Origin of the sequence: Variovorax sp. CCNWLW235 (assembly GCF_037204085.1) — a bacterium.
Classification (GTDB): domain Bacteria; phylum Pseudomonadota; class Gammaproteobacteria; order Burkholderiales; family Burkholderiaceae_C; genus Variovorax.
The window spans coordinates 1-13,994 of record NZ_JBBCBW010000021.1 but is presented as its reverse complement, the minus strand read 5'-3'; the positions used below and the strand labels follow the sequence as shown (position 1 = coordinate 13,994).

Annotated in this window: 15 protein-coding genes; 10 read left to right on the top strand and 5 right to left on the bottom strand. The window is 64.8% G+C overall.

Annotated elements, in window-relative coordinates:
* The first annotated feature begins 47 nt into the window (after positions 1-47).
* The 8 genes from V9L21_RS20525 (at position 48) to V9L21_RS20490 (ending at position 8,890) form a co-directional block, all read left to right on the top strand.
* Positions 48-2,351 carry an NADP-dependent malic enzyme gene (locus tag V9L21_RS20525; protein ID WP_309957600.1) on the top strand — a complete coding sequence of 768 codons (2,304 nt, stop codon included), beginning with the start codon at positions 48-50 and terminating at the stop codon, positions 2,349-2,351.
* A gap of 217 nt (positions 2,352-2,568) precedes the next feature.
* Entirely contained in the window at positions 2,569-3,183 is a 615-nt protein-coding gene (locus tag V9L21_RS20520; RefSeq protein WP_337314762.1) for a TRAP transporter small permease, read from the top strand.
* Position 3,184: 1 nt separating this feature from the next.
* A complete protein-coding gene (locus tag V9L21_RS20515; protein ID WP_337314761.1) occupies positions 3,185-4,450 on the top strand; it encodes a TRAP transporter large permease in 1,266 nt (421 codons plus the stop codon).
* A 45-nt stretch (positions 4,451-4,495) separates the two neighbouring features.
* Entirely contained in the window at positions 4,496-5,497 is a 1,002-nt protein-coding gene (locus tag V9L21_RS20510; RefSeq protein WP_337314760.1) for a TRAP transporter substrate-binding protein, read from the top strand.
* A 234-nt stretch (positions 5,498-5,731) separates the two neighbouring features.
* The gene (locus V9L21_RS20505; protein WP_281146347.1) at positions 5,732-6,766 is read left to right on the top strand and encodes an ABC transporter substrate-binding protein; all 1,035 of its coding nucleotides are present in this window, start codon (positions 5,732-5,734) and stop codon (positions 6,764-6,766) included.
* Entirely contained in the window at positions 6,766-7,623 is an 858-nt protein-coding gene (locus V9L21_RS20500; RefSeq protein ID WP_337314759.1) for an ABC transporter ATP-binding protein, read from the top strand. Before V9L21_RS20505 ends, V9L21_RS20500 begins: the two co-directional genes overlap by 1 nt.
* A gap of 9 nt (positions 7,624-7,632) precedes the next feature.
* Positions 7,633-8,403, top strand: coding sequence for an ABC transporter permease (locus V9L21_RS20495; RefSeq protein WP_124956406.1), 771 nt, complete (start codon positions 7,633-7,635; stop codon positions 8,401-8,403).
* 10 nt (positions 8,404-8,413) lie between these two features.
* Entirely contained in the window at positions 8,414-8,890 is a 477-nt protein-coding gene (locus V9L21_RS20490; protein WP_337314758.1) for a nucleoside deaminase, read from the top strand.
* On the opposite strand, the gene V9L21_RS20485 is transcribed toward V9L21_RS20490, so the two are convergent.
* The 3 genes from V9L21_RS20485 to V9L21_RS20475 all read right to left on the bottom strand — a co-directional run bounded on the left by V9L21_RS20485 (position 8,887) and on the right by V9L21_RS20475 (position 11,026).
* Positions 8,887-9,120 carry an oxidoreductase-like domain-containing protein gene (locus V9L21_RS20485; protein WP_337314757.1) on the bottom strand — a complete coding sequence of 78 codons (234 nt, stop codon included), beginning with the start codon at positions 9,118-9,120 and terminating at the stop codon, positions 8,887-8,889. The genes V9L21_RS20490 and V9L21_RS20485 overlap by 4 nt on opposite strands.
* A 50-nt stretch (positions 9,121-9,170) precedes the next feature.
* The gene (lpxO, locus tag V9L21_RS20480; protein WP_157615143.1) at positions 9,171-10,067 is read right to left on the bottom strand and encodes a lipid A hydroxylase LpxO; all 897 of its coding nucleotides are present in this window, start codon (positions 10,065-10,067) and stop codon (positions 9,171-9,173) included.
* A gap of 86 nt (positions 10,068-10,153) precedes the next feature.
* Positions 10,154-11,026, bottom strand: coding sequence for an NAD(P)-dependent oxidoreductase (locus V9L21_RS20475; RefSeq protein WP_337314756.1), 873 nt, complete (start codon positions 11,024-11,026; stop codon positions 10,154-10,156).
* 126 nt (positions 11,027-11,152) lie between these two features.
* Between V9L21_RS20475 and V9L21_RS20470 the strand changes: the two genes are divergently transcribed.
* Positions 11,153-11,485 (top strand): winged helix-turn-helix transcriptional regulator, encoded by a 333-nt coding sequence (locus V9L21_RS20470; protein ID WP_337314755.1) that lies wholly within the window; start codon positions 11,153-11,155, stop codon positions 11,483-11,485.
* Between the two features lie 31 nt (positions 11,486-11,516).
* On the opposite strand, the gene V9L21_RS20465 is transcribed toward V9L21_RS20470, so the two are convergent.
* The gene (locus V9L21_RS20465) at positions 11,517-11,915 is read right to left on the bottom strand and encodes an OsmC family protein (protein ID WP_337314754.1); all 399 of its coding nucleotides are present in this window, start codon (positions 11,913-11,915) and stop codon (positions 11,517-11,519) included.
* A gap of 64 nt (positions 11,916-11,979) precedes the next feature.
* Complete coding sequence (locus tag V9L21_RS20460; RefSeq protein WP_055803119.1) at positions 11,980-12,447, bottom strand: winged helix-turn-helix transcriptional regulator; 468 nt, start codon at positions 12,445-12,447, stop codon at positions 11,980-11,982.
* Positions 12,448-12,575: 128 nt separating this feature from the next.
* Between V9L21_RS20460 and V9L21_RS20455 the strand changes: the two genes are divergently transcribed.
* On the top strand, positions 12,576-13,877 hold the full coding sequence (locus V9L21_RS20455; RefSeq protein ID WP_337314753.1) for a D-amino acid dehydrogenase: 1,302 nt from the start codon (positions 12,576-12,578) through the stop codon (positions 13,875-13,877).
* The last annotated feature ends 117 nt before the right edge of the window (positions 13,878-13,994 follow it).

Below are 13,994 nucleotides of genomic sequence, written 5' to 3'. Positions count from 1 at the left end.
TGCTTTTGCGGTAGCCTCATTCCCCGTCAGAAACAAGGAGACATTTCATGGCTGCACCCCTCTCCCCCGCAGAAGAAGCTCTTCGCGATGCAGCGCGCGAATACCACCGCTCGCCCGTCAAGGGCAAGATTTCCATCACGCCGACCAAGCCGCTGCTGAACCAGCGCGACCTGTCGCTGGCCTATTCGCCCGGCGTGGCCTACCCCTGCCTCGACATCGCGGCCGACCCATCGCTGGCGGCCGACTTCACAGCGCGCGGCAACCTGGTGGGCGTTGTCACCAACGGCACCGCGGTGCTGGGCCTGGGCAACATCGGCCCGCTGGCCGCCAAGCCGGTCATGGAGGGCAAGGGCTGCCTGTTCAAGAAATTCGCCGGCATCGACGTGTTCGACATCGAACTGGCCGAGACCGACCCCGACAAGCTGGTCGACATCATCGCGGCGCTGGAGCCCACGCTGGGCGGCATCAACCTCGAGGACATCAAGGCGCCCGAGTGCTTCTACATCGAGAAGAAGCTGCGCGAGCGCATGAACATTCCGGTGTTCCATGACGACCAGCACGGCACGGCCATCATCTCGGCCGCGGCGCTGATCAACGGGCTCGAGCTGGTCGGCAAGAAGATCGAAGACGTGAAGATTGCCGTCTCGGGCGCCGGCGCGGCCGCCATTGCCTGCCTCGACGTGATGGTGGGCCTGGGCGCCAAGCCCGCCAACATCTACGCCTGCGATTCGAAAGGCCTGATCTACATGGGCCGCGCGGGCGGCTTCGACGACTCCAAGGCGCGCTACGCGCAAAAAGACACCGGCGCCCGCACCCTGGCCGACGTGGTGAAGGACGCCGACGTGTTCCTCGGCTGCTCGGCCCCGGGCGTGATGAGCGCCGAGATGGTCAAGACCATGGGCACGCAGCCGATCATCCTGGCGCTGGCCAACCCCGAGCCCGAGATCCGGCCCGAACTTGCCAAGGCCGTGCGGCCCGACTGCATCATTGCCACCGGCCGCTCGGACTACCCGAACCAGGTCAACAACGTGCTGTGCTTTCCGTACATCTTCCGCGGCGCGCTCGATTGCGGCGCCAGCAAGATCACGGAAGAAATGAAGCTGGCCTGCGTGCGCGAGATCGCCGAGCTCACCAAGGCCGACATCAGCGAAGAAGTGGCCACCGCCTATGCCGGCCAAGAGCTGTCGTTCGGGCCCGACTACATCATTCCCAAGCCCTTCGATTCGCGGCTCATCCTGCGCATTGCACCGGCCGTGGCCAAGGCGGCGCATGCATCGGGCGTGGCCGCGCGGCCCATCGAGGACATGGACGCCTACCGCCAGCACCTGACGCGCTTCGTCTACCAGACCGGCATGTTCATGCGCCCGGTGTTCAGCGCCGCCAAGATTGCCGCCGCCAAGCGCGTGGCCTATGCCGAGGGCGAAGACGAGCGCGTGCTGCGCGCCGCGCAACTGGCCGTGGACGAAGGCCTGGCGCAGCCCATTCTGGTCGGCCGCCCGGCGGTGATCGAGGCGCGCATCAAGAAGGCCGGCCTGCACATCCGCGTGGGCACCGACGTGGAAATTGTCGACCCCGAGGACGACCCTCGCTTTCGCATCTACTGGGAGAGCTTTCACAAGCTCATGGGCCGCCGCGGCGTAACGCCCGAGGCCGCCAAGACCATGGTGCGCCGCTCCAACACCATCATTGCCGCGCTGATGCTGCACCTGGGCGATGCCGACGCCATGATCTGCGGGCTGGTGGGACGCTTCGACGTGCACCTGGAGCACATCCGCAACCTCATCGGCCTGAAGCGCGGCGCACCGGGCTTTGCCACGCTGAACGCGCTCACCCTCGAAAAGCGCACGGTGTTCATTACCGACACCAATGTGAACGAGGACCCGAGCGCCGAGCTGCTCGCCAGCATTGCGATGATGGCCGCAGAAGAAGTGCGCCGCTTCGGACTGCCGCCGAAGGTGGCGTTTCTTTCGCATTCGAACTACGGCACCTCGAGCCGCGGCTCGGCGCGCAAGATGCGGCTGGCGCGCGACCTGTTCGCGCAGATGGCGCCCGACATCGAATGCGACGGCGAAATGCACGGCGACTCGGCGCTGTCCGAAGAAGTGCGCCGCGTCGCGCTGCCCGAGACCACGCTCACCGGCGAGGCCAACCTGCTGGTGTGCCCGAACCTGGACTCCGCCCACATCCTCTACAACGTGCTCAAGATGACGGGCGCCAACGGCATCACGGTGGGCCCCATCCTGCTGGGCGCCTCGGGCTCGGCCCACGTGCTCACGCCTTCGTCGACGGTGCGGCGCGTGGTCAACATGACGGCGCTGGCGGTGGCGAACGCGACGACCGCGCTGAAGTAGCAGCCCGCAACTCCACCGGACCGACGCCCCGCTGCAGCACGCAGCGGGGCGTTTTTCATTGCGGCGCGGTACGTCGCATGCACCGTTTCCGCCCGCTCATCATTTTTTCGGCTGGCATGCAATCTGCTAATACCCTGAGCGGATATTCCAAATATCTTATTAATATATTTAAAACCTCGGCCTTCTGGCCCTTCTTCAACCTTCCCTCCCTTCTCACATGGAAGAACACGCCCTGGAACGCGGGACCTTTTCCCGCCGGGTGCTCGACGCGTCCGACTTCGTGCTGCGCTGGGAGCGCCGCCTCCTTTCCGGGCTGATGGGCCTGCTCATGGTGCTGGTGCTGCTGAACGTGGTCACGCGCTATGGGGGCGTGCCGCTCTACTGGGTGGACGAGGCCTCGGTGTACTGCGTGGTGTGGCTCACCTTCGTCGGCGCCTCGGCAATGACGCGGCTGCGGCTGGACTTTGCAGTGACGCTGCTCACCGACAAGCTCGGTGAAAAAGCGGTGCGCGTTGCCAAGGCCGCCGCTTCGGGCGGCGTGCTGCTGCTGGGCCTTGCGCTGCTGGCGATGTGCTGGCTCTACATGGACCCGGTGGGCATCGTGCGCCACGGCTTCGACGCGAAGGAATACGCCGCCGAATCCTTCAACTTTCTATATACCGAGCGCACGCAAACGCTGAACTGGCCGACCTGGGCCATCCAGCTGATCCTGCCGGTCTTCTCGGCCACGCTCAGCCTGCATGCGCTCTCCAACCTTCTCGAAGACCTCGGCCTGCAGCCCCGGCGCACGCACGCCGAGTTCCATGTGACCAACGCGGACGCGGTGAACTGACATGCTGACCTCCGCATTCTTTCTATTGATCATGCTGGTCGGCGTGCCGATCGGCGCCTGCCTGTGCCTTGCGGGCATCGTGTACATCCTCAACTCGGGCGACACGGTGCTGTTCCAGTCGTTTCCGGTGCAGATGTTCGGCGGTGTCGACAGCTACAGCCTCATCGCGATTCCGCTGTTCATCCTGATCGGCGAGGTCATGAACGGCGGCGGCATCACCAAACGCCTGGTCGACCTGGCGCTGGCCTTCATCGGCTCGGTGAAAGGCGGCCTGGCCTACGTAAACATCCTGGCCAATATGCTGGTGTCGTCGATCATCGGCTCGGCCACGGCGCAGGTGGCCATCATGAGCCAGATCATGGTGCCCGAGATGGAGAAGCAGGGCTACGACAAGACCTTTGCCGCCGGCATCACGGTGTACGGCGGCATGCTGGGGCCGATCATTCCGCCCTCGGTGATGTTCGTGGTGTACAGCGTGCTTGCACAAGTGGCAGTGGGCGACATGCTGATTGCCGGCATCATTCCCGGCGTGATTCTCACGGCGGCATTCTTCGTCGTGATTGCGTGCATGGGTCTGATCTACAACTACCCGCGCACCGCGAAGCGCACCGTCAAGCAGCGGCTGCACACCATGCTCACGGCCTGCCCCACGCTGCTGATTCCCATCGTGATCGTCGGCTCCATCCTCGGTGGCTTTGCCAACCCGACCGAGGCCGCCGCCGTGGGCGCGGTGGCCGCGGTGCTGATCGGCCGCTACGTCACCAAGGAATTCCGCTTTGCGATGATTCCGCAGATCCTGCTGAAGTCGGCAATCTACTCGGCGGTGGTGCTGTTTTTGGTAGCCGCGGCGGCGGTGTTCTCGTGGCTCCTGATCTACGGCAAGGTGCCGCAGGCCACGGCCGCCTGGATCCAGACCGTGGCGAAGGACCCGATCGCCTTCCTGCTGCTGGTGAACCTGATCCTGCTGGTGATCGGCACCGTGATCGACGGCATTCCGGGGCTGATCATGACCGTGCCGATCCTGCTGCCCATTGCCACCGAGATCTACGGCATCGACCCCCGCCACTTCGGCGTGGTGGTGGTAATCAACCTCGTGCTCGGGCTCATGACGCCGCCCGTGGGCCTGAGCTTCTTCGTGGCTTCGGCCGTGACCGGTGCCAAGCCTGGAAAGATGTTCATCGTCACCTTGCCGTTCTTCCTGATCTGCTGCGCGGCGCTGGTGCTGCTGTCGCTCTTTCCGAGCCTGTCGCTGGCGTTGCTCAAGTAAGCCCGGCAAGCGCCCCCTTTTTCCTTCACTCAACCGGAGCCTCGCATGTCCCTTTCCCGCCGCAAATTCGTCGTCCAGGCCGCCGCCGGTACCGCCGCCGCGTCGTCCGTCCTGTTCAGCACCGTGTCGCGTGCAGCGGCCGCCAAGGAATTCCGACTCGGCCTCATCACGCCGGCCGGCCACTCGTGGAACCGCGCCGCGGTGGGCTTTGGCGAAGCACTCAAGAAGGCGACCGATGGCCGCCTGAGCGCCACGGTGTTCCACTCGGGCCAGCTGGGCAACGAATCGGCCATGATGCAGCAGCTGCAATCCGGCGCGCTGGACATGGGCTGGATCCAGGCGGCCGAACTCGGCTCGCGCGTCTCGAGCGTGGCGGCCATCAACGCGCCTTACCTCGTGCGCTCGACCACCAACGTGGCCTCGCTGGTGCGCACGCCCGCCGCGCTCAAGCTGCTCGAGGTGCTGCCGCGCGAAACCGGCACCATCGGCCTGGGCTGGGGCATCACCGGCATGCGCGTGGTGTTTTCGACCAAGCCCATTTCCACGCCCACCGACCTCAAGGGCATGAAGCTGCGCATCAACCCGACGCCGGTGTACCGCGACTTCTATCAATTGCTCGGTGCCGCTCCCACGCCGATTCCCACACCCGCTGTTTTCGACGCCATGTCGAACGGCCAGGTCGACGGGCTGGAGGCGGACATCGAGTTTTCATGGAACCAGCGCTTCGACCGCGTCGCCAAGACCATGCTGCCGATGAATGCGCTGTTCATGCCCTTTGCGCCGCTGGTCTCCGGCCGCATCTGGCAGACGCTGGACGGCAAGGACAAGTCGCTCATCACCGACCTGGTGAAGCAGTCGCTCGACGCGCAGATCAGGGACATCGTGACCACCGAGCTCGGCCTGATCGACAAGTTCAAGACGAGCGGCATCACCATCAAGAGCGACGCCGGCTACAACCCCGCGCCGATCATTGCGGAGTTCGACAAGATCTGGCTGCCCAAGGCCCCGCAGATCGCCGAGCTGCGCAAGATCGGCGCTGCTCTCTGAGCCTGCGCGCGAGGCAGGCACCCGCGGCGCCGGCCGGCAAGCCGGCGCCCCAAATTGGTTCAAGCTTCAAGCTTCTTTCGGCTGGGATTCGCGAGAACTCACAAAACAGGTGCACCGCAGCCACACCGCCACCCTAGTGCGCACCGTGGCAGTTCATCGGGAGGGTTCGCACCAATCGCGTGCGGGCACCGTTTTTGCTTGAATGCGGAAGCATTCACCTCTAACGGATTTCGCATGAACAAGCGCCAACTGCTCCAGTCCTTCCTCGCCGCCTCGGCCCTCAGCTTCGGCCTCTCTTCGGCCCTTGCCCAGACCACGACGCCGATCAAGTTCCAGCTCGACTGGCGCTTCGAAGGGCCGGCCGCGCTGTTCCTTCACCCCGCCGCCAAGGGCTACTTCAAGGCCGCGGGCCTCGACGTAACCATCGACGCGGGCAACGGCTCGGGCGGCACGGTCACGCGCGTGGCCTCGGGCGCCTACGAAATGGGCTTTGCCGACCTTGCGGCGCTGATGGAATTCCACGCCAACAACCCCGACAGCCCCAACAAGCCGGTCGCGGTGATGATGGTCTACAACAACACGCCGGCCTCGGTCATGACGCTCAAGAAGAGCGGCATCACCAAGCCGGCCGACCTGGCCGGCAAGAAGCTCGGCGCACCGGTGTTCGACGCGGGCCGCCGCGCATTCCCGATCTTTGCCAAGGCCAACAACATCGGCGCCGTCAACTGGACCGCCATGGACCCGACGCTGCGCGAAACCATGCTGATTCGCGGCGACATCGACGCGATCACAGGCTTTACCTTCACATCGCTGCTTAACCTCGAGGCACGCGGCGCCAAGGCCGCCGACATCGTCGTGCTGCCCTACCCCGACTACGGCGTGAAGCTCTACGGCAACGTGATCATCGCGTCGCCCAAGCTCATCAAGGAGAACCCCGAGGCAGTGAAGAAATTCCTCTCGGCCTTTGCCAAGGGCGCGAAGGAAGTCATCGCCAACCCGGCCGTGGCAATCGAATCCGTAAAGGCGCGCGACGGCATCATCGACAGCAAGCTCGAAACCCGCCGCCTGCAACTGGCCATCGACACCGTGATCAACAGCGCCGATGCGCGCAGCGAAGGCTTCGGCGCCGTGAACGCTGGCCGCATGTCGCTGATGGCCTCGCAAGTGTCCGACGCATTCAACACCAAGACGCGCGTGAGCCCCGACGCGGTGTGGACCGCGGCAATGCTGCCCCCTGCGGCCGAACTCAACGGCGTGCTGCGCAAGTGATGGCGGACGCATCGAGCACGGACGCGGCTCCCTTCGTCGACTTTCAGGACGTCTGGCTCGCCTACAACGAAGAGCTGCTGCGCGAGAACCACTTCGCGGTCGAGGCCATCGACCTGAAGGTGAAGCGCGGGGAGTTCATTGCCATCGTCGGCCCGTCGGGCTGCGGCAAGTCGACGTTCATGAAGCTCACCACGGGCCTCAAGATGCCCTCGATGGGCAAGATCCGCATCGACGGCCAGCCCGTGACCGGGCCGCTCAAGATCTCGGGCATGGCCTTTCAGGCGCCTTCGCTGCTGCCGTGGCGCACCACGGTCGACAACGTGCTGCTGCCGCTCGAAATCGTCGAGCCCTTCCGTTCGAGCTTCAAGGCCAAGCGCAAGGAATACGTCGAGCGCGCGCGCAAGCTGCTGCAGAAGGTGGGCCTTGCTGGGTATGAAGACAAGTTTCCCTGGCAGCTTTCGGGCGGCATGCAGCAGCGCGCAAGCATTTGCCGCGCGCTCATTCACGAGCCCAAGATGCTGCTGCTCGACGAGCCCTTCGGCGCGCTCGACGCCTTCACGCGCGAAGAGCTCTGGTGCATTCTTCGCGACCTGTGGACCGAGCAGCAGTTCAACGTCATCCTGGTGACACACGACCTGCGCGAAAGCGTATTCCTGGCCGACACGGTTTATGTGATGAGCAAGAGCCCGGGCCGCTTCGTGGTCAAGCGTGAAATCGAGCTGCCGCGTCCGCGCGAGCTTGAGCTCACCTACACCAAGGAGTTCACCGACATCGTGCTGGAACTGCGCGGGCACATCGGCGCCATTCGAAACACGGGCATCAGCGCGGCGCAAACGGCCGCCGCGGTGTCCCACTGAAGGCGAGCCATGAAGAACACCAAGCAAATCGAACGCTGGTCGCCCTGGCTGCTGCTGGTTGCGGTAATCCTGCTGTGGCAGGTGATCTGCGCGGGCTTCGGCGTTTCGGACTTCATCTTTCCGAGCCCGCTGCGCATCTGGAACCAGTTCTGGGAATTCAAGGAAATCATCGCGGGCCATGCATGGCGCACCTTCTGGGTCACGATGGCGGGCTTCGGCCTGGCCATTGTGGTGGGCGTGCTGCTGGGCTTCGTGATCGGCAGTTCGCGCATCGCGTATGCGGCGATCTATCCGTTGATGACGGCCTTCAACGCACTGCCCAAGGCGGCCTTCGTGCCCATCCTGGTGGTGTGGTTCGGCATCGGTGTCGGGCCGGCCATTCTTACGGCCTTCTTGATCAGCTTCTTCCCGATCATGGTCAACATTGCCACCGGCCTTGCCACGCTGGAGCCCGAGCTGGAAGACGTGCTGCGCGTGCTCGGCGCCAAGCGCTGGGACGTGCTCATGAAAATCGGCCTGCCGCGCTCCATGCCCTACTTCTTCGGCTCGCTCAAGGTCGCGATCACGCTGGCTTTTGTCGGCACCACGGTGAGCGAGATGACGGCGGCCAACGAAGGCATCGGCTACCTGCTGATTTCCGCTGGCTCGGCCATGCAGATGGGCCTGGCTTTTGCAGGCCTGATGGTGGTGGGCGCGATGGCCATGCTGATGTATGAACTCTTCAGCGTGATCGAGAAACACACGACCGGGTGGGCGCACCGCGGTTCACAAAACCAATAAGGCACCACGGATGACGCGCGACCAGATCATCCGCGCCTTGCGCCGAGCCGACGAAGTGGCCCGACGCGCCATGGGAATGGGCCGGCATCCCTTCGGTGCCGTGCTCGTCGCGCCCGACGGGGAGACCATCCTCGCCGAGCAGGGCAACATCGACACGGTGAATCACGCCGAAGCCACGCTCGCGCGCCATGCCGCGCAGAACTGGCCGGCGGACTACCTGTGGCAATGCACGTTGGTCACGACCTTCGAGCCTTGCGCCATGTGCGCGGGAACCAGCTACTGGGCCCACATCGGCCGCGTCGTCTATGGCGCGGAAGAAAGCGCATTGCTCGCGCTCACGGGCGACCATCCCGAGAACCCCACGCTGAGCCTGCCCTGCCGCGAAGTATTCGCGCGCGGACAGAAGAAGATCGATGTGATCGGACCGGTGCCCGAAGTGGCAGAAGAAATGATCGCCACGCACCGCGGCTTCTGGGAAGCGCGTTAGTCGCGCTGCACCAGCAGCAGCGACGCCTCGTCGCGCCAGTACGCAATGGCTGCCAGCCAGCCTTCCCACACGCAGCCGTTGCAGCCGCGCCCGCAGCAGGTGGTGGGCTCGGGCGGCGGCACGCGCAACGCGATTTGCTGCGCGCTGGCCTCGCTCTGAACCGCCGCTATCAGCGCCTGGGCGCTGGCAAGGTCGACCGGAACGGGCAGGTCTTTGTCTGCGAAGGACATGTGCTGGCAGCGGTGGCCGGGGACCGCGCGGCAAAGGACAGGATGGCGCCTTACCAGAAGATCCAGAGTGCAAGGCCGCCGAAGATCGACCACTTCACAAGGTAGTACGCGCGCTTGTCCCAGGCCTTGAGACGCTTGCCGATGACGCGGATCTGGTAGATGTACTTGAACGCGCGGTTGATGCCGCCGGTCTTGTCGCCAACATCGTTGGGCGAAGCGGCCGCGGCCAGCAGGTTCTTTGCAAACCAGCGGTTGACGGCGCTGGCCCAGCGGTACTTCAGCGGGCGCTCGATGTCGCAGAACAGGATCACGCGGTCCTTGTCGGTCGTGTTCTCGGCGTAGTGGATGTAGGTTTCGTCGAACACCACGGCTTCGCCGTCGCGCCAGTGGTAGCGCTGGCCGTCCACGTCGATGTAGCAGCCCTCCACGCCCGGCGTCCACAGGCCCAGGTGGTAGCGCAGCGAGCCCGCAAACGGGTCGCGGTGGCGCACGAGGCGGCTGCCCGGCGGGAGCTCGGCAAACATGGCTGCCTTGATGGTGCCGATGCCTTTCAGCAGTTCGGTCGTGCGCGGGCACAGCACGGCGGCGGAGGGATGCGCATCGTCGTACCACTTGAGGTAGAAGCGCTTCCAGCCGCTCTTGAAGAAGGAGTTGAAGCCCACGTCGTTGAACTGGCTCGAGGCCTTGATGCTGCCGCCATTGCGCATGGCCAGCGCCTCTTCGCGAATGACTTCCCAGTTCTCTTCGAGCACGCGCATCTCGGGGAACTGCGCGGGCGACAGGTACGGCGTGCTCGGCACCTTCGAGAAGATGTACATGAAGGCGTTCAACGGCGCCAGGAAGGTCGAATGATCAGAAAGCTGCCTGAAAAAACGATGCCGGACCTGGCCGCGGAAGTGAACGTAGAGTGCGCTGAGCGCGAAGATGGCGAGAATGACCCACTTCATTAAAGTGTCCTGTAAAGCGGGTCGTAGTGTAATTCTTCACACTTGTTCCGGCTGGCTGCGGCCTTTCATGCCCTTTACATGCCCCTTCAGCCGCGCAGCAGCTTGATCAGCGCCGCCAGCTCCTCTCCGCCCAGCCCCGCTGCATCGGCCCGCTGGAACAACCCTGCCGCGAAGGCCGGAAACTCTGTATTGATGCCGGCCTGCTGCGCGGTCTGCAGGATGCGCTGGGTCGCTTCCACCGAAATGCGCATGGGGCTTTGCGAAATTGCGAAGTCGCCCGACTGGATGACGCTGCCTTCGTGCTGCAGGAACCCGGCGAAGGTGGGCATGATGCCCGCCACGATGCGGCCGTATTCCGCCACATCGAAGCCCTCATGCTCGGCCACGCGCGCGCCGTGCAAAAAACCGAGCATGGTGCCGTAGATGGTCGACAGCGTGGCCAGGTCCATGGCCGCGGCAGTGCTCGCCTTTTCGCCCAGGTACACGATGCCGCCGCCCAGAACGCCGAGCAACGGCTCGGCCGCGCGAAACACATGCTGTGCGCCCGACATGAGGATGGGCGTATCGGGCTGCCCCATCTGGTCGGGCGCGGCCTGAATGGCGCCCTCGAGGTAGGTCGCGCCCTGGCGGTGCGCCCAGGCTTCGGCATCGCGCGCGTCCTGCGGACCGCCGGTGGTGAGCTGCACCAGCAGGCGGCCGTCCATTGCCGCGGCCACGCCCTCGGCCCCAAGAATCGCGTCGGCTGCGCGGTAGTCGTACACGCACATCAGTGCCACCGGGCTTGCACGCAAGGCTTCGGCGGCACTGCGCGCGAGCACGGCGCCCCGGCCCCCCAGCGCCGCGGCCTTGTCGGCCGTGCGGTTCCACACCGTAACCTTGTAGCCCTTGTCGAGGTAGAGCCGCGCGATGGTCACGCCCATCGATCCCAGGCCCAAGACGGTAATTTCCTTGTTGCTCATGCCACTTGTCCGCAAGTTGTGAAGAGGCCTGCATCGTAGGAATTGCACTCTCCAACGGTCAAGTACCTACAATAAAGTGAGGTACTTACCAAAACGTATGTATTGAACCAGCAAGGGCAAGAACGGATGAAAGCCAAAAAACCCTACAACTGCGGCATCGGCCCCGCGTTCGAGGTCATCGGCGGCAAGTGGAAAGCCGTGATCCTGTGGGAGCTTCATGCCCAGCCGCGCCGCTTCGGCGAGCTGAAGCGGCTCTTGCCGGACATCAGCGAGAAGATGCTGATCCAGCAGTTGCGCGAACTGGAGGCGGACGGCATCGTGCACCGCGAGGTGTTCCACGAAGTGCCGCCGCGGGTGGAGTATTCGGAGACGAAGCTCGGCGCTTCGCTCAATGCGGCGCTCGGGCCCCTGGCCGATTGGGGCGACCGCTACGCCAAGCGCGCGGGGGCGGCGCGCTGAGCTTTGCCGGTGCCCCGCGTGCCGGTGCCGGTCAGGCCCAGCCGGTTTCGATTTCGGTCTTCACTTCGGTCATGAGCCGGTGCACCGGGCACTTGCCCGCCACGCGCAGCAGTTCGTCGCGCTGCGCCTCGGTGAGCTCGCCGGTCACGCGCAGGCTCGACTTCAGCCGGTAGACGCCCTTGCGCTCCTCGCTGTCGTCGCGGTCGACGATCACCTCGATGTCTTCCACCGGCATGCCCTTGCGCCGCGCGTAGATCAACACCGTGAGCGCCTTGCAGGCCGCGAGCGACGCGTCGTACAGGTCGCGGGGCTCGGGCCCCGCATCGCTGCCGCCGCCGGCCGGTGAGGCATCGATGGGAATCTCGTGGCTGCGAATCTTGAGAATGTGACGCGTGCCCGTGATGCCGTCGCGCCGGACCGTGATGCTCATGCCGATGTCCTTGGTGGTGGATGTGGGTGTGAATGCCGGGCGCGATGGTAGCCCCTGGCTTTGCTCAGCGGTCGACCGCGAGCATCAGCGTTTCCTTGATTTCTTCCATCACCACATAGCTGTGCGACTCGGCCGCCACGGGCAGCTTCTTGAGGATGTCGCCCAAGAGGTGCCGGTACTCGCTCATGCCGCTCAGGCGCGCCTTCACCAGGTAGTCGAAGCTGCCCGAAACCAGGTGGCACTCGAGCACCTCGGGCATGTGGAGCAGCTCCTTGCGCACCTTGTCGAACACGTCGCCGGACTTGGCGGAAAGCTTGATTTCGACGAACACCAGCAGCGTCTTGCCCAGCGCCTCGGGCGACACATGCGCGTGGTAGCCGCTGATGACGCCCTCGCGTTCCATGCGCTTCACCCGCTCGGCGCAAGGCGATGCCGACAGGCCGATGCGCTCGGCCAATTCGGTCATGGAAATGCGGCCCTGGCGCTGCAGCAGGTCGAGGATCTTGCGGTCGATGCGGTCGAGTTCGGGCATTTCACTCCTCGCGGGGCATTGGGCAAAAGTTTTCAGTGGATTTCACTGAAAACCTCTTTAAAACAATGAAATTCACCGCATTGTGCGCCTTAGATTTCGTGTATTCACCTTCATTCTGGTAAATATCCATGAAAGTCATCGTTCTTGGCGGCGGCGTGATCGGCACCACGACGGCCTACTACCTCGCGCGCTCGGGTGCCGACGTGACGCTGCTCGACCGGCAGGCCGGCCCGGCCGAAGAAACCAGCTTCGGCAACGCCGGGCAGGTGTCGCCGGGCTACTCGACGCCATGGGCCGCGCCAGGCATTCCGCTGAAGGCGATCAAGTGGATGTTCCAGAAGCACGCGCCGCTGTCGATCCGCCCGGACGGCACGCTGTTCCAGCTGCGCTGGATGGCGGCAATGCTGCGCAACTGCTCGCCCGAGCGCTACGCGGTGAACAAGGAACGCATGATGCGCGTGGCCGAATACAGCCGCGGCTGCCTGCAGCAACTGCGCGCCGAAACGGGCCTTCAATACGAACAACGCACCGGCGGCACGCTGCAGCTGTTCCGCACGCAGGCGCAGCTCGATGCAGTGCAGCGCGACATCGCGGTGCTCGAGGAATGCGGTGTGCCCTACGAACTGCTCGACCGCGATGCGCTCGCGCGTGTCGAGCCGGCGCTGGCCGGCGCGCGCGACCGGCTCACGGGCGGCCTGCGCCTGCCGAACGACGAAACCGGCGACTGCCACCTGTTCACCCGCGGCCTTGCCGACATTGCACGCGGCCTGGGCGTGGACTTCCGCTTCGGGCAAACCATCGACGGACTGGAGACCGACGGCGGCCGCATCACCGGCGTGCGCACCAAGGCCGGCAAGATTCTTACGGCCGACCGCTACGTGATGGCCTTCGGCAGCTATTCGCGCGCGGCCATCGCATCGCTGAGGTTGGACATTCCGGTGTATCCAGTCAAGGGCTACTCGCTCACCGTGCCGCTTGTCGACGAATCGCTGGCGCCGCAATCGACCGTGCTCGACGAAACCTACAAGGTGGCGGTCACGCGTTTCGACAACCGCATTCGCGTGGGCGGCATGGCCGAGCTCGGCGGCTTCGACCTGCGGCTGAACCCGCATCGCCGCGCCACGCTCGAGAAGGTGGTGAGCGACCTGTTCCCCGGTGGCGATCTGCCGCGCGCCACCTTCTGGACCGGCCTGCGCCCGATGACGCCAGACAGCACACCCATCGTTGGCGCCACGCGCTACCCGAACCTGTTCCTGAACACGGGTCACGGCACGCTGGGCTGGACGATGGCTTGCGGCTCGGGCAAGCTGATCTCCGACCTGGTGACGGGTCAGCGGCCGGAGATTCGTACGGACGGGCTGGCGATGGACCGCTATACGCAAGGGACGTCGCGTACTGCGCGCCCGAATCCTGCGACTGCTGCGGCCTGACGGTCTCCGGATTTGGGGGGCTGTTCGGGGCTGCTGTTCGGGGCGCGTGCAAAGGCCACCGGGTACTCCCCTCCGCGAATGTCCCCCGGGGCTGCGCCCCTCCTCCTTTATTTCGCT